General features: G+C 68.4%; 16 protein-coding genes. 6 read left to right on the top strand and 10 right to left on the bottom strand.

All coding sequences use genetic code 11. The features are described 5' to 3' along the window. The coding region (locus GZ997_RS07655; RefSeq protein ID WP_238994351.1) for an LCP family protein at positions 1 to 1053 on the top strand (1053 nt) is incomplete at its 5' end. Positions 1054 to 1104: 51 nt separating this feature from the next. Here the strand turns inward: GZ997_RS07655 and GZ997_RS07650 are convergent. The 8 genes from GZ997_RS07650 to GZ997_RS07620 form a co-directional block, all read right to left on the bottom strand. Beyond that, complete coding sequence (locus GZ997_RS07650; protein WP_162679479.1) at positions 1105 to 2208, bottom strand: glycerate kinase; 1104 nt, start codon at positions 2206 to 2208, stop codon at positions 1105 to 1107. A 44-nt stretch (positions 2209 to 2252) separates the two neighbouring features. Then, entirely contained in the window at positions 2253 to 3257 is a 1005-nt protein-coding gene (locus GZ997_RS07645; RefSeq protein ID WP_203234104.1) for a D-glycerate dehydrogenase, read from the bottom strand. 50 nt (positions 3258 to 3307) lie between these two features. After that, positions 3308 to 4288 carry an FGGY family carbohydrate kinase gene (locus GZ997_RS07640; RefSeq protein WP_162679478.1) on the bottom strand — a complete coding sequence of 327 codons (981 nt, stop codon included), beginning with the start codon at positions 4286 to 4288 and terminating at the stop codon, positions 3308 to 3310. Between the two features lie 255 nt (positions 4289 to 4543). Further along, the gene (locus GZ997_RS07635; protein ID WP_203234103.1) at positions 4544 to 5281 is read right to left on the bottom strand and encodes a hypothetical protein; all 738 of its coding nucleotides are present in this window, start codon (positions 5279 to 5281) and stop codon (positions 4544 to 4546) included. 176 nt (positions 5282 to 5457) lie between these two features. Next, the gene (locus tag GZ997_RS07630; protein WP_203234102.1) at positions 5458 to 6123 is read right to left on the bottom strand and encodes a zinc-binding dehydrogenase; all 666 of its coding nucleotides are present in this window, start codon (positions 6121 to 6123) and stop codon (positions 5458 to 5460) included. Next, positions 6090 to 6536 (bottom strand): alcohol dehydrogenase catalytic domain-containing protein, encoded by a 447-nt coding sequence (locus tag GZ997_RS12455; RefSeq protein ID WP_203234101.1) that lies wholly within the window; start codon positions 6534 to 6536, stop codon positions 6090 to 6092. Before GZ997_RS12455 ends, GZ997_RS07630 begins: the two co-directional genes overlap by 34 nt. Beyond that, positions 6533 to 7429, bottom strand: a complete 897-nt coding sequence (locus tag GZ997_RS07625; protein WP_161923740.1) for a DeoR/GlpR family DNA-binding transcription regulator — start codon at positions 7427 to 7429, stop codon at positions 6533 to 6535. Before GZ997_RS07625 ends, GZ997_RS12455 begins: the two co-directional genes overlap by 4 nt. A gap of 140 nt (positions 7430 to 7569) precedes the next feature. Beyond that, on the bottom strand, positions 7570 to 8892 hold the full coding sequence (locus GZ997_RS07620; protein WP_162679477.1) for an MFS transporter: 1323 nt from the start codon (positions 8890 to 8892) through the stop codon (positions 7570 to 7572). Between the two features lie 351 nt (positions 8893 to 9243). Here GZ997_RS07620 and pepN point away from each other — a divergent pair, with 351 nt between their 5' ends. Next, positions 9244 to 11832 (top strand): aminopeptidase N, encoded by a 2589-nt coding sequence (gene pepN / locus GZ997_RS07615; protein ID WP_162679476.1) that lies wholly within the window; start codon positions 9244 to 9246, stop codon positions 11830 to 11832. 117 nt (positions 11833 to 11949) lie between these two features. Next, positions 11950 to 12411, top strand: a complete 462-nt coding sequence (locus GZ997_RS07610; protein ID WP_161923738.1) for a PTS glucose transporter subunit IIA — start codon at positions 11950 to 11952, stop codon at positions 12409 to 12411. A 59-nt stretch (positions 12412 to 12470) separates the two neighbouring features. Here GZ997_RS07610 and malQ read toward each other — a convergent pair whose 3' ends face one another. Then, the gene (gene malQ, locus GZ997_RS07605) at positions 12471 to 14630 is read right to left on the bottom strand and encodes a 4-alpha-glucanotransferase (protein ID WP_161923737.1); all 2160 of its coding nucleotides are present in this window, start codon (positions 14628 to 14630) and stop codon (positions 12471 to 12473) included. 289 nt (positions 14631 to 14919) lie between these two features. Next, positions 14920 to 15150, bottom strand: coding sequence for a PTS glucose/sucrose transporter subunit IIB (locus GZ997_RS07600; protein WP_161923736.1), 231 nt, complete (start codon positions 15148 to 15150; stop codon positions 14920 to 14922). A gap of 279 nt (positions 15151 to 15429) precedes the next feature. On the opposite strand from GZ997_RS07600, the gene ptsP reads away from it, so the two are divergent. The 3 genes from ptsP (at position 15430) to GZ997_RS07585 (ending at position 19991) form a co-directional block, all read left to right on the top strand. Continuing rightward, positions 15430 to 17127 carry a phosphoenolpyruvate--protein phosphotransferase gene (gene ptsP / locus GZ997_RS07595; protein WP_161925269.1) on the top strand — a complete coding sequence of 566 codons (1698 nt, stop codon included), beginning with the start codon at positions 15430 to 15432 and terminating at the stop codon, positions 17125 to 17127. Then, positions 17124 to 18119 (top strand): acyl-CoA thioesterase domain-containing protein, encoded by a 996-nt coding sequence (locus GZ997_RS07590; RefSeq protein WP_161923735.1) that lies wholly within the window; start codon positions 17124 to 17126, stop codon positions 18117 to 18119. Before ptsP ends, GZ997_RS07590 begins: the two co-directional genes overlap by 4 nt. Before the next feature lie 441 nt (positions 18120 to 18560). Next, the gene (locus GZ997_RS07585) at positions 18561 to 19991 is read left to right on the top strand and encodes an Ig-like domain-containing protein (protein WP_162679475.1); all 1431 of its coding nucleotides are present in this window, start codon (positions 18561 to 18563) and stop codon (positions 19989 to 19991) included. The last annotated feature ends 91 nt before the right edge of the window (positions 19992 to 20082 follow it).

The following is a 20082-nucleotide window of genomic DNA, read 5'->3' as shown; positions in this document are numbered from 1 at the left end:
CGCGCCCACCAGGCGCTCTCAGCCTGGTGGGCGCGACTGCGTGCACATGCCCGCCGGCGTCCCGCGCTCACTGTCATACTCACCGTCCTGTCCCTGGGGCTCGGTCTGGGACTCGGTGACCTGGGTCTACTGCATGCCCGCATGGACCGCTTCGACGTGGACATGCCTCGGCAGCTGGGCGCAAGCAGCGCCACCGCCGACGGCAGCACCCTCCCCCAGGCGGAGACCTGGCTGGTGATCGGCACGGACTCGCGCACTGCGGTGCCCGAAGGCCCCGACCGCTACGGCAGCGTGGAAGAAGCGGGGCAGGGAGCGCGCGCCGACGTCGTCGCGCTGGTCCAGCCGGCCGCCTCCGAAGTAAACGTGCTGGTGCTGCCACGCGACCTGACCGTGGCACAGGGGCAGATGTTCGACGAGCGCCTAGCCACATCCTTCCTGCAAGGGCCACAGCACACCGTCGATTCCCTTTGCTCCGCCTTCGGTGTGTCCACCGACCACGTAGTCACGGTCGACATGGCCCAGTTCGCCGACATCGTCGACACCCTGGGCGGGGTCGACGTCGAGGTCGACGAGCCCGTACGCGACGCCTACTCGGGACTCCAGATCGAGACCGCGGGCACGCAGCATCTGAGCGGTGTGGATACCCTGGCACTCGTGCGCTCACGCCATCCGGAGGTCCTGCGCGATGGGCAGTGGGTGGCACTATCAGAGCAGGAGGGCGCCGAGCGGCGCAGCCGCTTCACCGGCGTCGTCATGCGCGCTGTACTGGCAGGGATGCTGGAGCGAGCACACAACCCCCTGGCGGTGCAGTCGCTCGCCTGGACCCTGACCGGAGACCTCGGGACCGACGTCGGCACCGGGCTGCTCGACCTGGCGCGCCTGGCCCGCACCGTGCGCGGCGCCATGGGGGCGGATGCGGACAGCGGGGTGAACCTGGTGACGGTCCCCGCAGGACCGGTCGGGGACGGCTTCGCCGCGCCCCCGACCGACGAGACCTACGCGACCCTGGCCGCCTACGGCTACACCCCCGGCACCTGCACCCCCGCCGACTGACTCGCCCAGGTCGGTAGAAATCACGCATGGCGGCCCCGCACCGGCTGGGTATCAGCGCCGCAGGTAGTCGCCGACAGCGCGGCGCAGGTTCTCCTGGCCGTGGCGCAGGGCCTGTTCCAGGGGCTCGTCGGGTGGACCAACCTTGACCAGATCCTTGACTCCGTGGGAGAGCAGGTTCTCAGCACCGGCCTTGATGCGCCCGGCGAAGACGACGCAGGGCACGCCCGCCTCCGCGGCAAGCCGGGCCACCCCGGCGGGCGTCTTGCCCGCCAGGGTCTGGGCGTCCACCGAGCCCTCCCCGGTCAGCACCAGGTCCGCCCCGACGACGGCGTCGGCGAGGCCGACCGCCTGGGCCACCAGCTCGACTCCGGGCTCGAGCTCCGCGCCGAGGAAGGCCCGCAGGGCGAAGCCGAGTCCGCCCGCGGCTCCCGCCCCGGGCGTGGCCGCCTCCGGCTCGTGGCCGGATAGGCGAGCCACGTGCGCCAAGGCACTATCCAGAATGGGCACGAGCTCCTCGCTAACGCCCTTCTGGGGGCCGAATACGGCGGTGGCGCCGTCGGCGCCGGTGAGCGGGTTGGTCACATCGCAGGCCACCTGGAAGCGGGTCTGGGCGAGCTGCGGGAGCATCCCGGAGGTGTCGATTTCGACGATGCGGTCGAACTGGTCCGGGTAGGGGCTGATCTCCTCGCCGTGCTCACCCAGCAACCGCGCTCCGAGGGCGGTGAGCATGCCCAGGCCGGCGTCGTTTGTGGCCGAGCCGCCGATGCCCAGGATGATGCGTCGCGCCCCGCGGCCCACGGCGTCCCCGATGAGCACTCCCAGCCCGGCGGTGTTGGAGTGCAGGACGTCGCGGTCGGCGGGGGCGATGAGCTCCAGGCCGGCGCAGCTGGCCACATCCATGACGGCGCGATCGCCATCGAGCCCGTAGGCGGCGCGGAGGGGCCGCCCCAGGGCGTCGACGGTGGGCACCTCCACGGGCTCGGCGCCCCAGGCTGCGGTAACCGCATCCACGAAGCCCTCCCCGCCGTCGGACATGGGGACCATGACCGTCTCGGCGTCGGGATGCACGTCTAGTACACCGCGCGCCATCGCCTGGGCGGCCTGCAGGGCCGTCATGTTCTCCTTGAAGGAGTCGGGCGCCAGTGCGAACTTCATGGTGCTGTCCTTTCGGTCTCGTGTACGCGGTGCCCGCAGCCTGGTCAGGACGCTTTGACCTCGGTGAGCGGCTCGCGCCCGGCCAGTACGGCAATGACATTGTCGACGGCGAGGCGGCACATGCGGTCGCGCGTCGCCTCACCGGCGCTGGCGGTGTGCGGGGTGAGCACCACCTGCTCCCGGGCGATCAGCTCGGGGTTGACGCGGGGCTCGCCCTCGAAGGTGTCGATGGCGGCTCCGCGCAGGTGCCCGGAGTCGATCGCCTCGATCAGCGCCTGCTCGTCGACGATGCCGCCGCGCGCACAGTTGACCAGGTAGGCGCCCGGCTTCATCAGAGCGAGCGTCTCGGCGTTGATCAAGTGACGCGTGGAGGGCAGCAGCGGCACGTGCAGCGTGACCACGTCGGAGGTGGCCAGCAGTTCCTCCTGACTGACGATCTCGACACCGTCGACGCTGCTGCCGAGCGGCCGGGTCGCGTCGGTGGCGATGACGCGCATGTCGAAGGCGCGGGCACGCCTGGCCACGGCCCGCCCAATGCGGCCCAGACCGATGATGCCCAGGGTTGCCCCGGCGGAGATGTCCAGGCCGACGAACATGCGCGGCCCCCACACCCAGTCGTTGCCCTCACGGATGAAGCGATCGGCCTCGACGATGCGCCGACCGAGCGCCAGAATCAGGGCGAAGGTGTGGTCGGCGGTGGCGCCGTCCAGGACGCCGGGGGTGTTGGTGACGGTGACCCCGTGGCGGGCGGCGGCGTCCAGGTCGATGTTGTCAAAGCCGACGGCCACGTTGGCCACCACCTTCAGGCTCGGACCGGCGGCGGTGAAGAACTCCTCATCGATGCGCTCGGTGAGCGTGACAATGGCGGCATCCTTTCCCGCCACCCGTTCCAGCAGTTCCGCCCGGGCGGGCGGCGCCTCCCGGCCGACGTCGAAGCTGATCCCGGCGTAGGAGTCGAGCTCGTGGGTGACGGCGTCGGTCAGTAGCCGGGCGACGTGCACAGACATGGGCGGCTTCACAGCCTCCACACTATTTGTTGAAGTGGTCATGGAACTGCCTTTCGTGAGGGGTGACAAATGGGGTTGGGCGGTCGGGGCGGTCAGATCTCCGGCAGGGGTTCGCGCCCGGTCGCGTCGGTCCAGGAGACGCGGAAGGCGTCCCAGCGGTCATCGTTGATGGCCACCCAGTCCGGCCGTGGGCTAACTCGCCGGGAGACGACCTCCGGCAGCACGACGTCGGCGATGCCGCGGGCCACCTGCGCGCGAGACGTCTCGCGGGTGATATCCACCAGCCGGGCGCAGGGCGCCTCGAACCACAGCGGCCCCCGCTCCCGCATGACGTGCGGGATGAAGAACGGTGCCGTGACCGCGTCCTCGCGGGAGATGTCGTAGGCGGTGCGGATCATCTCGGCGACGCCGCCGCCGGCCTCGCCGAAGCCGGCCGCCAGCGCCCCGGTGGCCAGGGCGTCGCCGCCGTTGGTCACCCCATTGATCAGCCACTCCCCCGGCCGGTTGCCGCAGCGCTGCAGGGCGGTGGCACGCGTGTCCGGCGCGTCCAGGCAGGAATTGATCACATGGGTGGTGCCCATGATGAAGAAGGGCTTGGTGCCGGGCCTGGTACCCAGGACGTAGGAGGCCGCCGGGGTGTCGGCCGAACCGACCGACACGGGGATGCCGACGGGCAGACCGAAGTCGGCGGCCGCCTGCGGCGTGACCGTGCCGAGGATCTGCACCGCGTGCTTGACCGGCGGGAGCGTGTCCGGGTCGATGCCAAGCAGCTCGACGGTCTCCTGGATCCACCCCCGCTGTGGCTCCAGCGTGTTGAAGATGCCGGAGTAGGAGGCCTGGGTGGGGTCCAGCGCGGCCTGGCCCGTCAGCAGGGCGCCGAGCCAGGTGCCGGCCATGCCGAAGGTGGCCATGCGTGCGAAGGCGTCGGCGTCGTGATTGCGCAGGTAGGGGTGAGCCAGGGCCATGAAGGTCGACTGCGAGGGGTGGTTCCCCGTGGCCGCGAGCGCCTGCTCCGAGCGCTGATCCGAGAACCGGTTGAAGTAGTAGCGCAGGATGTTGTTGTCCCAAACCACTCCCAGTCCGCAGGCCCTCCCGGCCGCGTCCTAAGGCACGGCGACCGGGCAGTGGACGTCGATGCCGACGACGGCCTTGGTGGCCGAGGTCCCCAGGTCGATTCCGACGAATGTGCTCATCATTGAACCTCCGTCATCCTCTCGTCTTGGCGGCGCTGCCGGCCGTCAGTCCAGCAGCCTGACAGCCTCGGAGGGGACGACGCCGTCGTGCACCACCGCGCGCAGCGCCCGCACCATCTTGGCGGGGTCCTCGGCCTACCAGATGTTGCGCCCGCAGGTCATGCCCACACCGCCGGCCTCCATCACCGCGGCGGCCTGCTCCAGCACGTTGATGGGCTTGGGGGCGGGGGCGCCGCCGGCGGCGACCACGGGCGTTGGGACGGCGTCGACGACCTGCTTGAACTCCGCGGCGGAGCCGGTGTACCAGGTCTTGACGATATCGGTGCCGCACTTGGCGGCGGCCCGGGCCGCGTAGATGACGGACTCGGTGGACCCCTTGCGGTCACCCCACAGCTCGCCGGAGGGGTAGGCGTGGCAGATGACCGGCATGCCCCACTTGTGGGCCTCCTCGGTGGTGGCGGACATCATCTCCAGCATGGCGACCTGGTGCTCCGAGCCCGCGGAGATGCCGATGGCCAGGGCGTCGGCGCCCAGGCGGATGGCGTCGTGGACGGAGGCGACGGTGGCGTCGTAGGTGGGGTGGAAGTCGACGCAGAAGGTGGAGCCCTTGATGATGAGCGGGACGGTGATTTCGGTGTCCCACAGCAGGTGGCCGGCGATGCCCTTGAAGACGGCGAAGGCGTCGGGCTCGCCCTCGATGATCCGGTTGAAGGTGTTCTTGATGTCGGCCAGGCGCGGGGCGACGCCGCGCGGAACCGCCTGGTCCAGGGCCACGGACATCATGCGCCCGTCCGCGCCGAGCAGGCGGCGCATACGCAGCTGGCGGCCGAGGGCGGGGGTGGTGCCGACGGGGTTGATGGAGTAGACGGACATGGTTCTGTCTCCTTGTTTTTCGGGGTTTTTCGGGTTGTGTGCGGATGTGCAAGCCCGGCCCTGTGCCGAGCCACCACACGGGAGAAGTTGGGTCAGTGAGGCGAATAAGGGTGTGCTTGCCGGGACTCGCGTCGGGGACGCGAGCCGGAGGGGTGGTTGGCAGGAGTCGCCGGGCGTCAGGCCCAGACGTCGACGCCGACGCGCATGTCGGCACCGGAGGCGGCCAGGTCGATGGCCTCGACGGCGCGGTCTAGGGGGAGCTGCGTGCCGATCAGGTCGGCCACCCTCAGCCGACCGTCGTTGATCATCGGGGCGACCTGCTGGAAGTTCTCCAGGCGGCAGGAGGAGGCGCCGACGATCTCGTACTCGTTGTAGTGAATGTCATTGGCAACGAACTCGAGCCTGGCCTCTGAGTTGAAGCCGGCGAATACGGAGATGCGGGCACCGGGGGCGAGTACCCCGAGGTAGGGGGTCATGGCCTCAGGGCGGCCGATCGCCATGATGACCACGTCGATGCCGTCGGGGGCACATTCCCGGATGCGGTCGGCGATGTCGTCCGATGGTGCGAGCACCAGGTCGGCTCCGGAGGCGCGGGCGATGTCGTGGCGGGCCTGGTTGGGCTCCACGGAGATGACCTGGCGTACGCCCTGCGCCTTGGCCAGGCGGATGTGGATCAGGCCGAGCGGCCCCGCGCCGGCCACCAGGACCGTGTCCGCCCCGGCCACCTTGGCCAGGTTCTGGCCGTTCAGGGCGCAGGAGACCGGCTCTACGATGGCGGCCTCGAGGGCGGAGACGTTGTTGATCGGAATCAGGTTCTCACGCGCCTGGGCGGGGCCCCGCACGTACTGCGACAGCCCGCCGTCGAGCTGGTAGCCGAAGGCGACGCGGTTGCGGCAGATGTTGGGGTGGCCCTTGGAGCACGCGGAGCAGGTCCCGCACGGTACAGCGGGTAGACGCAGACCTGGTCACCCATGGACACGCCGTCGGGAAGGTCACCGTTCGCGGCGACGACCTCGCCGGCGAACTCGTGCCCCAGCGTGGAGGGCAGGGTCACATTGCGGGTCTTACGGCCGGTGTAGATGCGCACGTCCGTGCCGCACAGCAGGGCCCCGGTCACCTTCAGCAGGACGTCGCCCGGTTGGAGTTCGGGGATCGGCACCTGCTCGATCCGCATGTCGTTGGCGGCGTGCAGTACGGCCTTGCGCATGGTGGCGCTCAAGTCGACGGTCGGGACGACTGTCGTTTTGCTAGTCATGGTTCTTCCTTGAAACTGAGTGAGTCTGCTTGGTTCTGCTCGCCGGCGAGCAGAATGGTGGTGGCGCCGCGGTCCTCAAGGGCCTCAATCTGCTCGGCCGAGGCGCCGGCGTCGGTGATGAGCCCCCATTCATGGGGCAGCGGGGACCAGTAGGGGTAGTCCGTGTCATCCTCGAGCTTGGAGGAGTCGGCGATGACGTACACCTGGGAGGCTTGGCGCAGCATCATCGACTTCAGCCGGGACTGGTCGTAGGTGCGCGAGGCGATGCCCCGCTCGGCACTGACGGCGTCGGCGCCGACGAAGGCGATGTTGCCGTAGATGCGGGACAGGGTCATCTCTGCATCGCCCCCGCAGATGGTCTCGTTGATGCCGCGCAGGTTGCCGCCCAGCACCAGCACGTGGACCTTGTCCTGCCCCACGAGCCGGTTGATGCAGCGCAGCCCGTTGGTGACCACGGTGAGCTCGAAGCGGTTGTCGATGGCGGCGGCGATGCGTTCCGCCGTGGAGCCGGCGTCGAGGATCACCAGGTCCCCCTCGCTGAGGAGGGAGACCGCCACCTGCGCGATCCCCTCCTTCGCGACGACGTTGCTCACCTGCCGTTGCGCCATGGTCAGTTCACTGCGCCCAGGGGCCAGCGACGCTCCCCCGTAGGTGCGTGAGATGACTTCGTTCTTCTCCAACAGCGCCAGGTCCCGACGAATAGTGACCACGGATACATCCAGTGCCTGCGCGAGCTCATTGACCGAGGCACTCCTGCCAGAGCCTTCGCCCAGCAGCTCGACTAGCCGGGCCCGCCGCCGGTCTCCCTTGGTGCGGGGCTCGCCAGTGACGCTGGAGCGAACGGTGATGGCCATGGTGCCTCCCTGGTCGTTGAGAATCGCTTCTGACCGCATCGTCCCACCTCCTTTCGTCATTGTGGTCGCATCGGGTTGCATCGTCTCCGCCGGGCCGCGCACGGTACCGGCCCTCCAGCCCGCCGTTCAGCCTGCTGTACTAGCGCCTATCCGCGCCGGGTGGTTTCCTGCCCCTGCCCTCACACCGCGACCACATCCCTGGAGAAGTCGATCTGCTCGACCTTGGGAAGCATGAAGGCGAAGACCAGGGCGCCGAAGACCGAGACCGCGCCGGACAGCAGCAGCGGCAGGCCGAAGGCACCGGTGGCGCCGTACAGGAAGCCGATGACGATCGGGTTGAGAGCGGATCCAATGTTGGAGAAGAAGTTCTGGGTGCCGCCCAGCACGCCGACGGTGGATGCCGGGACGAAGTCCGCGGGCAGGCACCAGATGGTCACGATGGTGAAGGCGGAGCCGAAGTAGGACACCGACATCAGTGCCAGCGCCAGTCCCGCGGTGGGAACGAAGGCCGCTCCGCCGATCACGGCGCACAACAGCATCCCGACGACCAGGCAGGTCTTGCGCACGCGCGTCACCGACCAGCCCCGCTTGAGCAATGCGTCGTTGATCAGGCCGCCACTCCACGAGCCGATGATGGAGCAGATCGGGGGGATCGCGCCGAAGGCTCCGAGCTTGAGCAGGTCGAAGCCGCGCTCGTCGACCAGGTAGGTGGGGAACCAGGTCAGGAAGAACGTCACCGCGAAGTTCACGCAGAAGAAGCCGATCATCATGGCCCACACGGCGCGCTTGCGCAGCAGGATGAGTACCGGGATGGCCTTCTCGGTGCCGGCCGCAGCCGCCTCACGCTCCTCTTCGTCGCGGCCCTCGTTGATAACCGCCATCTCCTCCTCGCCGATTGAGCTGACAAGCTGTGGACGGCGATAGAGCGCCCACCAGCCCAGGGCCCACAGGATCCCGAGCACACCGGCGATCAGGAAGACCCACCGCCAGCCCCACAGTCCAATGATCCCGGCGATCACCGGGGTTGCGATGGCCGAGCCGATACGCGCGCCGGAGTCGTAGACGGAGGTGGCGCGTGCACGCTCCCGCTGGGGGAACCAGCGGGAGACGGTCTTTGCAGATGCGGGGTAGGCGCCCGACTCGCCAATGCCAAGGCCGAGCCTGAGTCCGAACAGCATGGCGAAGCTGCTGGTGAGGAAGGTGGCGCCGGTGCACACTGACCACACGAACACCGAGGCTCCGAACATGACGCGCTCGCCGAACTTGTCGATCAGGGAGCCCGCGGGGATCTGCATGATCGCGTACGACCAGGAGAAGACCGACAGGATGAGCCCCTGCTCGCCGGGAGTGATGTGGAAGTCCTTGGTCATATAGGGCAGAGACACCGAGATCGCCGAGCGGTCGATGTAGTTGATGGCCAGGCCGATGGCGCAAACGACGGCGACGACCCAACGCCAGTTGGTCTTGCCCTGCCGCCGCACGGGCGTAGCTGCTGCTGTCATGGATACCTCCTTGTACCTCAAAACTGAGCGGTTCTCTCATGCGAGAGCCGTAAAATGATCGGTTCGATCATCTGATACCTCAAGCACGCTTGCTTCCGGCACGCCGGTCAAGTTGTTCGATCATATCGATCACCATATTGAACGATTCGATCATCTACTGCGGCTTGAGATGGGCCTTTAGCCCCAGATAACCGCCGTCGCTCCCGCCCCTCCCCACACAGGCGGCCCACGTGCACCCACGTCGCATGCTCCGATTTCCGGCCCCAGGCCGTCGATGCGACAATCGCCCGGGGACTCGCGGCTCACACCGCGGTTCCCAGAGCATCTGCCAATACGACTGAAGGAGCTTTCGTGCCCGGTCAGAACCTCACCCGCGAGGAGGCGGAGGCCCGCGCCGCCGTCGTCTCCGCCGACAGTTACGACGTCGTCCTGGATCTGTCCGGCGCCGCGGACTCCGCCAACACCACCTTCCGTTCCACCACGACGGTCCGCTTCACCGCCACCCCGGGGGCGTCCACCTTCATCGACCTGATCGCCCCGGCAGTGCACGCGGTGACACTCAACGGGAACGAGCTCGACCCGCAGCAGGTCTTCGCCGACTCGCGTATCGCGCTGGCGGACCTGCGCGCGGACAACGAGCTGACCGTGGTCGCCGACTGCGCCTATATGCACACCGGAGAGGGCCTGCACCGCTTCACCGACCCGGCTGACGGCGAGACCTACCTGTACACCCAGTTCGAGGTGCCCGACGCCCGCCGCGTGTACGCCGTGTTCGAGCAGCCCGATCTGAAGGCCCCCTTCCGCTTCACCGTCACCGTGCCCGAGGGCTGGACGGTGCTGTCCAACTCCCCCACGCCCGTACCCACGCCGGCCGCCGCCGGCACACACACCTTCGCCTTTGCGCCCAGCGAGCGCATCAGCTCCTACATCACGGCGATCGTGGCTGGCCCTTATACGGGATCCACCGACGTCTACACGGCCGCCGACGGCCGCAACATTCCCCTGGGCGTGTACTGCCGCAAGAGCCTGGCGGAGTTCATGGACGCCGAGGAGATCCTGTCGATCACCAAGAACGGCTTCGCCTACTACGAGGAGCTATTCGGCACTCCGTACGCCTTCAGCAAGTACGACCAGGCCTTCGTGCCCGAGTTCAACGCCGGCGCGATGGAGAACGCCGGCATCGTCACCCACCGCGACGACTACATCTTCCGTTCCCGCCCCGTGCAGGCACGCGTCGAGCGCCGCGCTGAGACCATCCTGCACGAGCTGGCACACATGTGGTTCGGGGACCTGGTCACCATGAAGTGGTGGGACGACCTGTGGCTGAACGAGTCCTTCGCCGAGTACTGCTCCACGCTCGCCGTCGCCGAAGCCACCCGCTGGACCGACGCCTGGACCACCTTCCAGGTGCTGGAGAAGAACTGGGCGTACAACCAGGACCAGCTCTCCTCCACCCACCCGATCGCCGCGCAGATCAACGACCTGCACGATGTGGAGGTCAACTTCGACGGCATCACCTACGCCAAGGGCGCCTCCGTGCTGTCCGCGCTGGTGGCGTATGTGGGACGCGAGTCATTCTTCGCCGGCATCAAGAACTACCTGGCGGCCCACGCCTACGCCAACGCCACTCTGGCCGACCTGCTTGGCGAGCTGGAAAAAGTCTCCGGCCGCGACCTGTCCGCCTGGACCCGGGTCTGGCTGCAGGAGGCGGGTGTGACCACACTGCGCCTGGAGCTGGACACCGATGCCGACGGCGTGCTCACCTCCGCCGCGATCGTGCAGGAGATTCCGGCAGGCTCGCCGGCCTCGCTGCGCCCCCACCGCGTGGTGCTGGGCTCCTACGCCCTCGGGTCCCAGGCCCCGGCCGCCCTGGAGCGCACCGGACGCATTGAGCTCGACGTCGCCGGGGCGCGCACCGAGGTGCCCGAGCTGGTAGGCACCGTACGCCCTGATGTCCTCCTACTGAACGATGAGGACCTGACCTACGCCAAGGTGCGCCTGGACGCCGCCTCGCTCGCCACCGGGCTGGCGCATGTTGAGTCCTTCACCACCTCCCTGCCACGCTCGGTGCTGGTGGCCAGCGCCTGGGACATGGTGCGCGACGGCGAGCTGCCGGCCGTCGACTTCCTGGCCGCCGCGCTGCGAGCACTGCGTGCCGAGACGCATTCCAGCGTAGTGCAGGGGCTGCTGGCGCGGGTGGCGACCTGCCTGTCGGCCTACCTGCCCCCGGCCGAGCGTCGGGAAGCGGCTGCGTCGACCACTGACACGCTGCTGGACCTAGCACGCGCCGCCGAGGCCGGCAGCGACACCCAGCTACAGCTGGTGCGCGCCGTCGCCGCTCATGCCGTCACCAGCAACCAGCTCGACGCCGTCGCCGCCTGGCTGGCCGGGTCGGCACCCCTGCCGGGCCTGGTGGTGGACCAAGACCTGCGCTGGGAGCTGCTGGTGGGGCTGGTCGCCGCCGGCCGCTGCGGCGAGGCGGAGATCGCCGCCGAGGAGGCGCGCGACCGTACAACCACGGGCCGTGAGCGCGCCGCCCAGGCGCGGGCCGCCGTTCCCACCGCGGAGGCGAAGGCAGCAGCCTGGCGCGAGCTGGTGGACAACGCCTCCCTGCCCAATGAGACTCAGGTGAAGATGCTCGCCGGCTTCAACATGGTCGAGCGCAACCCCGAGCTGCTGGCCCCCTACGTCTCGGAGTACGTCAGGGAGGCAGACGGCATCTGGAGCTCGCGCACCTTCCACATGGCCGAGAATCTGCTGGCCAGACTGTGGTCTACCACCACCGTGGGGCTGCCCGGCGTCGACCCGGCCGCCGCTCTGGAGGGCTGGCTGGCCGCTCACATCGATGCTCCCGCCGCCTTCCGCCGGATCGTGAGCGAGAACCTCGACGACACCCTCAGGGTGATGCGAGTCCAGGCCCGGGGACACGCGGGCGAGTGAACACGTTCGCTTGAACGGGCGGCCCCGGTTCCGCGCTCGGCATGACGAACGGCGGAACCGGGCCCCTTGCCCACTACTGGTACCGGACAACACTCACGAAGGCACGAAGGAGCTTTGATGAACACCTTGATCCACTCCCCTCTTGCTGGTCGCGTGATCGCGCTCAGCGATGTGCCGGACCCGGTGTTTGCCGCCGGGATGCTCGGTCCCGGAGTCGCCGTCGACCCCGATCCCGCCGACGGTGGGAACGTGACCGCGCTGGCCCCGGTCAGCGGGAGAGTCACCAAGATCCACCCCCATGCCTTCATCGTGGCTGACACCTCCGGGCGCGGTGTCCTGGTACACCTGGGCCTGGACACCGTGCAGCTGGAAGGGGAGGGTTTCACGCTTCTGGTTGAGCAGGGCGATGCCGTAACCGTAGGCGACCCGGTGGTCACCTGGTGCCCGAGCGCCGTCGCCGCCGGCGGCCGCAGTCCGATCGTCCCGGTCGTAGCCCTCCAGGCTGACGCCGCTCAGATAGCCCAGGCCGCCGCCCGTACCCATGTGGATGCGGGCGAGGCCCTATTCACCTGGGCCTGACCGGTGCATCCGGTCCTGACCGACCGCCGCCACGATTTCGACGCGGGCGGCGGCCGGGATCAGCGACGAAACTCCTCGCGCACGGCGGTAAGCAGACTGGCAAGACGCACGTTGCTCGGCAGATCCTCTACCAGGACAACCTCTCCCGAGCCGTCCGCAAGAGGCATTTTCCAGTTCGGGTACTCCTGATCCGTGCCGGGCTGGTTCTGCGCGCGGCGCTCGCCCACGCCGTCAACCAGGGCGACCCCTACAAGGGCCGACGGCGTGCGGACCACATAGCGGTACAGCGCCTCGACGGTCTCCCGCTCGGAGGGGTCCTCGCTCAGCAGGTCGTATTCGCGCAGGCGGCTGAGCATGCGCTCCCGCTCGATACGGGCCTCGGTGCGCACCTGGTCGACCGGCTCCGTGAGCAGCCCGAGCCGCTCGCGCAGTGCCACGTGCTCATCCGCGAGATATCCGGCGGTGGGCGGCAAGTCGTGGGTGTTGACCGTAGACAGGGACAGGTGCCGGTACGCTCCCGGCTCCAGCGGCCAGCCGTCCTCCTCCTGCTTCTCGAACCAGAGCACGGAGGTGCCCAGCACGCCCCGGCTGGCCAGGTACTCGCGCGCCCACGGCTCCACCGTGCCCAGGTCCTCGCCGATGATGACGGCGCCCGCCCGGTGCGCCTCCAGCAGGAGCACACCGATCATCGCCTCATGGTCGTAGCGCACGTATGCGCCCTGGTCCGCGCGCAGGCCGTCCGGGATCCACCACAGGCGGAACAGCCCGATGACGTGATCGATACGCAGAGCCCCGGCATGGCGCAGCACGGTGCCGACCATGTCCCGCAGCGGCGCGTAGGCGGTCTCCGCCAGCCGGACCGGGTCCCACGGCGGCTGGGACCAGTTCTGGCCCAGCTGGTTGTACATATCCGGCGGGGCGCCGACGCCGACGCCGGCCGCAAAGGCCTCCGGCTCGGCCCAGGCGTCCGCGCCTCGGGGGTGTACGCCGACCGCCAGGTCATCCATCAGGCCCAGGCTCATGCCGGCGGCCTTCGCCTCGGCTTGGGCCCGCGCCAGCTGCTCATCGACGATCCATTGCAGCCAGGCGTAAAAGTCTATGCGGTCCGCGAGGGTACGCGCCTCATTGGCCACAAAAGCGCTGGAGGCGTCCTTAAGGTTGTCCGGCCAGTCCTCGAAGTTCCCGTACTTCTCCATGAGCGCGCACCACAGCGCAAAGCGCTCCAGCCCCTGCCCCTGGGCCTGGCGGAAGCGTTCGAAGTCGCGTTGCCGGGACCGGGAGCGACCGGCGGCGAAAATCACTTCCAGGGCTTCGCGCTTGGCCTTCCATGCGGCGTCACGATCAATGGCGTCTGCGGTCAGGTTCGCGTCCGCGACCTCCTCGTGGGCCCATTGCACCAGCGAGCGCCGCGGGCCGGACAACCGGGAGACCTCCAAGATGTTCTCCGGCCGGATATAGATGGGGTTGACGAAGCGCCGCGTGACCGGCAGGTACGGCGAGGGCGTCATCGGACCCACCGGCTCGGCGGCATGCATAGGGTTGATCAGCAGGAAGTCTGCTCCCTCGTCGCCCAGGAAACCGACCAGCTCGGTCAGATCGTCCGCGTCGCCGACTCCCCAGGAGTCGCGGGAGCGAATCGAGTACAGCTGGGCCATGACCCCCCAGCCCCGGCCGCCCAGGGACGCGGGCAGGTCCAGGTGGTCCGGGGCCACCGCGAGCGCGGCGGTTGCACGGTAGTGTCCGCGCTCGTCGGAGCCGTCGATCTCCGCGACGATCGTGTGCCAGCCCAACGGCAGGTCTTCGGGGATAACGAAGGATGCCTGCCCGATGGTGGCACCATCGACCTCCCGCGGCGCGGTCCAGTCATCCGCCTGCAGCAGCTGCAGGGTGTCGCCCTCCTCCAGGATGATGTGCATCTGGACATGAGCGCCTTCGGGCATGTGCACCGGCACAGTTGCCTGGGTGCCGGCGCGCACCACCACGGTAGGCGGCAGGGTCCGGCGCCACGGGGCAATCTCAACCTCGCGCAGCGCCTCTTCAACCTCTTGCGCGGTATCGGCCTTTACGCCTAGTGCTGCCAGCACAGCCACCAGCGTGGTGCGCGACGGGGCAGCGAGATTGCCATGGAAGTCCCAGTACTCGGTGGAGACCCCGTGGGCCTCGGCGAGCTGCTTGAGACGCTCGTCAGGAAGGTCGGATGCGGCGGTCGATTCGGTCATTGCGGTTCAGCCTAGTGCTCGGTCGCGCGTGCGCGCGAGGTGGCGTCCCCGGTTACCTGGGGCGCGGGAAGTTGCTTTCAAGTGATACCCCACCGGCTCAACCGAGCGGCTGCGCGGCCGACGCGGCGGGCGGGAACATCTCTTGCAGAAAGCGTTTCATACGTTCGGCGCCAATGCCAGTCGCCCACGCCGGGCGGCGCCCGCTTCACCTAGCCGGGCAGTCCCAGCCCCACGCGGGCCGCCGCGGGCGGCCGGGCCCGCTCGCCACGGCCGCCGGGCAGGCCCGCCGTCAGTCGAGTTCAGCAATCTCCTGGGCGATCGTGTCCGCTGTGGGACCCACCACCACTTGAACCACCCGGCCGGAGCGGACCACCCCGAACGCACCGGTGGCGCGCAGCGCCTCCTCGTCTACCTTCTCCTGATCAACAACCTCAACCCGCAGACGAGTGATGCAGGGCTCCAGGTCGGAAATGTTCTCGCGCCCGCCCAGGCCGGCGACGATTTCGGCTGCAGTGCTCATGCGTGCTCCTCGTAGTACCTCGTGCTCGACATCACTTTATCGCAGTTCGCGGTCGCAGCGGGCGCATTCAGCTCCCGGCCCACGCAGGGCGGGCGTCGCCGCCCGAGGCCGCGCCTTAGGGGAACACGAGTGAAGCCGTAGAGTGCTGTCCGTCCGACTCCAGGGCCGAGCCCAGGGTGTCAATCGTCATTCATCCAATGGCAGAATCGCTCCCCGAAGCACAGACTCGGTGCACAATGAGTCATGACACCCGTCTCCATCGCTGTTGAGGAGCACCGTATGGCCCCGTCCGCCGCAACCCCAACCCCTCTGACCGGCATTGGCGTGAGCCCCGGACTCGTCGCCGGACCCGTCGCCCGCATGGCACCCGGTATCACCGAGCCCGAGATCGCCACCCTGGATCCGAGCCGCGACATTGACAAGGAGTGCGACCGCATCGCCGCGGCCGCGCAGACAGTCAAGAAGGGTCTCGAGCTCTCCGCCGCCGAGGCCAAGGGTGATGGCCGCACGCTCCTGGAGACGACTGCCCAGATGGCAGCCGACCCCACGCTGACCTCCTCGGCTCAGGCGATGGTGCGTGAGCGCCGCCTCGTGCCCGAGCGTGCCGTCTGGGAGGCCGCCGGCACCCTCGCCTCCATGCTGGAGTCCCTGGGCGGCTACATGGCAGAGCGCACGCGTGACGTGCAGGATGTCCGCGACCGCATCGTCGCGGTGCTGACCGACTCGCCGATGCCCGGCATTCCCCGTCTGCCGGAGCCCTTCGTACTGGTTGCCGAGGACCTCGCCCCTGCAGACACCGCCCTGCTGGACCCGGAGAAGGTCGTGGCCTTCGTAACCTCCGAGGGCGGTCCCACATCGCACACCGCCATCCTCGCCCGCGCCCTGGGCATGCCGGCGATCGTAGGTACCGGCGCCGAGGTCACCGACCAGCTCTCCGATGGTGACATCGTCCTGGTGGACGGCACCAAGGGAACGATCGTCCTCGATCCGAGCGAGGACCAGCTGCGCCGCGCCCGCGAACTGGCCAGCCGCGTGCGCGTGTTCAACGGCGACGGCGCCACCAAGGACGGCCACGAGGTGCAGCTGCTCGCCAACGTGGGTGACGGTGCTGCCGCCCGCTCGGCAGCGGAGGCAAACGCCATGGGCGTGGGCCTGTTCCGCACCGAGTTCTGCTTCTTGGATCAGCCGGAGGAGCCGAGCGTCGACGAGCAGGTTGAGGCATACAAGGCCGTGCTGGCCGCCTTCCCCGGGAAGAAGGTGGTTGTGCGCACGCTCGACGCCGGCGCCGACAAGCCCCTGCCCTTCCTCACCGATGCCACCGAGGCGAACCCGGCCCTCGGTGTACGGGCCTACCGCACCACGCGCCGCGACCCGGAGGTGCTCGACCACCAGCTGGAGGCACTGGCCAAGGCGGAGGCCGAGACCGAGGCCAAGGTATGGGTGATGGCACCCATGATCTCCACAGCGGAGGAGGCGAAGGCCTTCACCGAGAAGGCCCGCTCCTACGGCCTGCAGACTGCGGGCATGATGATTGAGGTGCCCTCGGCCGCAATCATGGCGGACAAGATGTTCGAGCACGCCGATTTCGCCTCGATCGGCACGAATGACCTGACCCAGTACGTCATGGCGGCGGACCGACTGCTGTCCTCGCTGGCGGACCTGTCCACGGCCTGGCAGCCTGCCGTGCTGCGCCTGATCAAGCAGGCCTGTGACGGCGCCGCCCCGCACGGTCGTCCGGTCGGCGTTTGCGGTGAGGCCGCCGCCGATCCGGCGCTTGCGACGGTGCTGGTGGGCCTAGGCGTGGCCAGCCTGTCCATGACCGCACGTGCCCTGCCTGATGTCGACGCCGTGCTGAAGTCGGTGGACCTGGCCGATTGCCAGCGCCTGGCCGGCATCGCCACGGCGTCGGCGACCGCCGATGAGGCCCGGCAGGCGGTACGCGCCGAACTGCCGATTCTGGAGGAGCTCGGTCTTTGACACGGCCATACCCCGTTCCCCCCGCCAGCACCGAACCACTTGGCTCCGTTACGCGGATCCTCGCCTTGGAGGAGGTGACCGGCGCGGGGAACGGGGTTGAGGCCTTCACCGGCTCCTCGCTCCCCCAGATCTCCGGACGGATCTACGGCGGGCAGGTCGTGGCCCAGGGCCTGCTCGCGGCGGCCGCCACCATGGTCGATGACGGTGATGGTCCCCGCCAACCCCACTCGGTGCATGCTTTCTTCATGCGTGGCGGCAAGCCCGGGCAACAACTGCGATTCGACGTCGAGCGCATGCACGACGGCCGCTCGTTCTCTCAGCGACGCACCACCACCACACAGGACGGCGTGCCGATCCTGACCATGGTCGCCTCATTCCAGGAGCAGCAGGAGGGCACAGAGGTGCAGCTGGCGGCGCCCGACGTGCCGCGGCCGGATGACTTGGTCAGCGCCTTGGAGATCTTCCGCTCCATTGATCACCCGGTGGCAAAGTTCCTGGGGCGCACTACAGCCTTCGACATTAGGCACGTGGAAGGCAACATCTACCTGCGCCCGGGCAAGCGCGTACAGGGGCGGCAGCATCTGTGGGTGCGATCGCGCGGAGCACTTCCACCGAGCACCACTCAGACGGTGCATCGGGCGCTGCTGACCTATATGTGCGACCAGGTCATGCTGGAGCCGGCGCTGCGTAGTCAGGGATTGTCCTGGCGCAGTGAGGGCATGAGCCTGGCAACCCTGGATCACGCCCAGTGGTTCCACCGCGATGTGGATGCCGGCGACTGGCTGCTGTTCGTTCAGGACTCCCCCACTTCTCAGGGCGGACGCTCGATGGCCCGCGCGGAGGTGTTCGACTCCGCGGGCCGACTGGTCTCCTCCATCGCCCAGGAGGGCATGATCCGCACCCCCACCGCCGAGGCGCACGGAAGCGGCGACTGGGCGATTCGTGTAGCAGAAGGAGACGACGGCGGGCCGATCCCGGACGCCACCGCCTGAAGCCGCACGCGCCCGCTCACTGCGCGCCGGTCGTGCCCCTGTTACCGACTTCTTCGCTCATTTGCGGATCGCTTACAGACTTCGGTCCCGCGCGCGCTGCACAGTCCTGCGGTATTCCCATAGCATCGCGGCGACATGCCTGCGCAGGCCCGGTTTCAGCCACGGTCACGGGAGACGCACACTTGAATGGCGGTCGCATAGCGCAGCCTAGCAATTTACTGGTTAGTACTCCGGTGACAAACGCAACAGGCTACAACTCATTTCCTGTCAGAAACGCCGGCTTCCACCTCCACCCGCAGGTATGATGCTCAACTGAAACCTGCCGTCACGGAGACTCGCCATTACTCGCCCCACAGCTATAAACGTCGGGCGTGACGCAGTTCCCGCGGCAGCCGGTCCCACTACTAATAGACCCCGCACGCACCTGAGGAAAGGAGCATCATGCGCGCTCGCGCAGCTTCACGTCTTCTTGCGGTGCTTGCCCTGGGAGCACTGGCCCTGGCGATGATCGTCCCCGCGGCGTTCCACACCACGGCGAGTGCTGTTGAAGGCAGCTGCACCGCAACTTCCGAAACCCCTGACATCTCGCTTCTCAAGGATGATCAGCCCGTGTCCGCCGATAACACGGCGGTCGCCTGGGAAATGCTAAAACTGCAGTTTGACCTCGCACTTGAGGAAGGCCACTGCGCCGGCCAGACCTATGAGATCAGCACGCCTGCAGAACTCCGCTTCGACTCCGGAACCACCTGGAACCTCAGCACCAAGGAAGGCGACGTCGCCGCAACCATGACGTACGTCGCTGACGAAGGCGCTGACACGGGCCGCCTGGTGATTACTCTGACTGAGTACGTCGAGTCCCACCAGGATGTCACTCTCTCCGGCTGGATTGACACGCGCCTGACAAGTGCGATCACGCCGTCAACTACTGAGACTCTTACTTTCAACACAAATGGCAAGGTGACCACGGTTGTAGTTCCGGTCGGGGAGTGCGTTGGGAACTGCACCGAGATGCCCCGCGCCGCGGGCAAGTACGGTTCTGCAGCCGCAGCGGACGAATCCGGCACCCGCCCGGGCAGTGTCACGATTCAGACCCCCACCATCACCGAGGACATGGCGGGCGGAGCCGCTTCCGTAACGGCGGAGTGGACCGATACCGTCACCTCTGCCGGCCAGGCCTTCACGTGCGAAGCCTCCGCCTACTCCTACACCGGCCGCAATGAGTGGGGTGACCCCACCGGAGGCTCCAGCGCCCAGGTGACCGTCACTAGCTGCGACGACACTACCATCACGGGCACGATCGTGATTCCGACCGGCCAGTTCGCCCGGATCATCCTGCCGATGACGTTCACCGGAGCAGGCCCCTGGACCGATGACGCCTCTGTGGTCATCGCCGGTACCTCGCACAATGCTGAGACCACCGTGGTTCGTCGCGATGGCGGCGGCTCCGCAGACGGCTCGGTTCCGGTGACGCCGACTCCCTCCGAGTCCCCGACTCCGAGCGAGTCCCCGACTCCCTCCGAGTCCCCGACTCCCTCCGAGTCCCCGACTCCCTCCGAGTCCCCGACTCCGAGCGAGTCCCCGGCTCCTTCCGAGTCGCCTACGCCTTCCGAGTCGACAACACCGACGGAGGCCGCGCCCCCCAGCGAGTCGCCGAGCGCACAGGCCACTGCCCCGACCACGCCCTCTGCCCCGGCGACCGCCAAGGCGACCAGCGGAAAGACCAGCGCGCCTGCTGCAACCGCCTCCGCTACGACGCCGTCCCGCCCCTCGCTGGCACGCACCGGAGCCAACAGCCTGGTGCTTGTCCTCGGCGCGGGCTCCCTGCTGATCGCAGGGGCGGTCGCTCTGCAGCGCGCCCGCGTTCGGGAGTAACCCAGTTGATCCCGCTTGCCTGGCCTAGCACCTAGACCGGCAGCAGCGAACGGGTGGGGCCACGGATCGATTCGATCCGTGGCCCCACCCG

Origin of the sequence: Actinomyces sp. 565 (genome assembly GCF_010365615.1) — a bacterium.
Classification (GTDB): domain Bacteria; phylum Actinomycetota; class Actinomycetes; order Actinomycetales; family Actinomycetaceae; genus Actinomyces.
This window is presented reverse-complemented; position numbering and strand designations above follow the sequence as displayed.

Coding starts and splice junctions, on each gene's coding strand:
- GZ997_RS07620 (WP_162679477.1), bottom strand. CDS start 8,892: ATGACAGCAGCAGCTACGCCCGTGCGGCGGCAGGGCAAGACCAACTGG.
- GZ997_RS07610 (WP_161923738.1), top strand. CDS start 11,950: ATGAACACCTTGATCCACTCCCCTCTTGCTGGTCGCGTGATCGCGCTC.
- GZ997_RS07600 (WP_161923736.1), bottom strand. CDS start 15,150: ATGAGCACTGCAGCCGAAATCGTCGCCGGCCTGGGCGGGCGCGAGAAC.
- GZ997_RS12455 (WP_203234101.1), bottom strand. CDS start 6,536: ATGACTAGCAAAACGACAGTCGTCCCGACCGTCGACTTGAGCGCCACC.
- GZ997_RS07635 (WP_203234103.1), bottom strand. CDS start 5,281: ATGTCCGTCTACTCCATCAACCCCGTCGGCACCACCCCCGCCCTCGGC.
- GZ997_RS07650 (WP_162679479.1), bottom strand. CDS start 2,208: ATGAAGTTCGCACTGGCGCCCGACTCCTTCAAGGAGAACATGACGGCC.
- ptsP (WP_161925269.1), top strand. CDS start 15,430: ATGGCCCCGTCCGCCGCAACCCCAACCCCTCTGACCGGCATTGGCGTG.
- malQ (WP_161923737.1), bottom strand. CDS start 14,630: ATGACCGAATCGACCGCCGCATCCGACCTTCCTGACGAGCGTCTCAAG.
- GZ997_RS07645 (WP_203234104.1), bottom strand. CDS start 3,257: ATGACCACTTCAACAAATAGTGTGGAGGCTGTGAAGCCGCCCATGTCT.
- GZ997_RS07585 (WP_162679475.1), top strand. CDS start 18,561: ATGCGCGCTCGCGCAGCTTCACGTCTTCTTGCGGTGCTTGCCCTGGGA.
- GZ997_RS07625 (WP_161923740.1), bottom strand. CDS start 7,429: ATGCGGTCAGAAGCGATTCTCAACGACCAGGGAGGCACCATGGCCATC.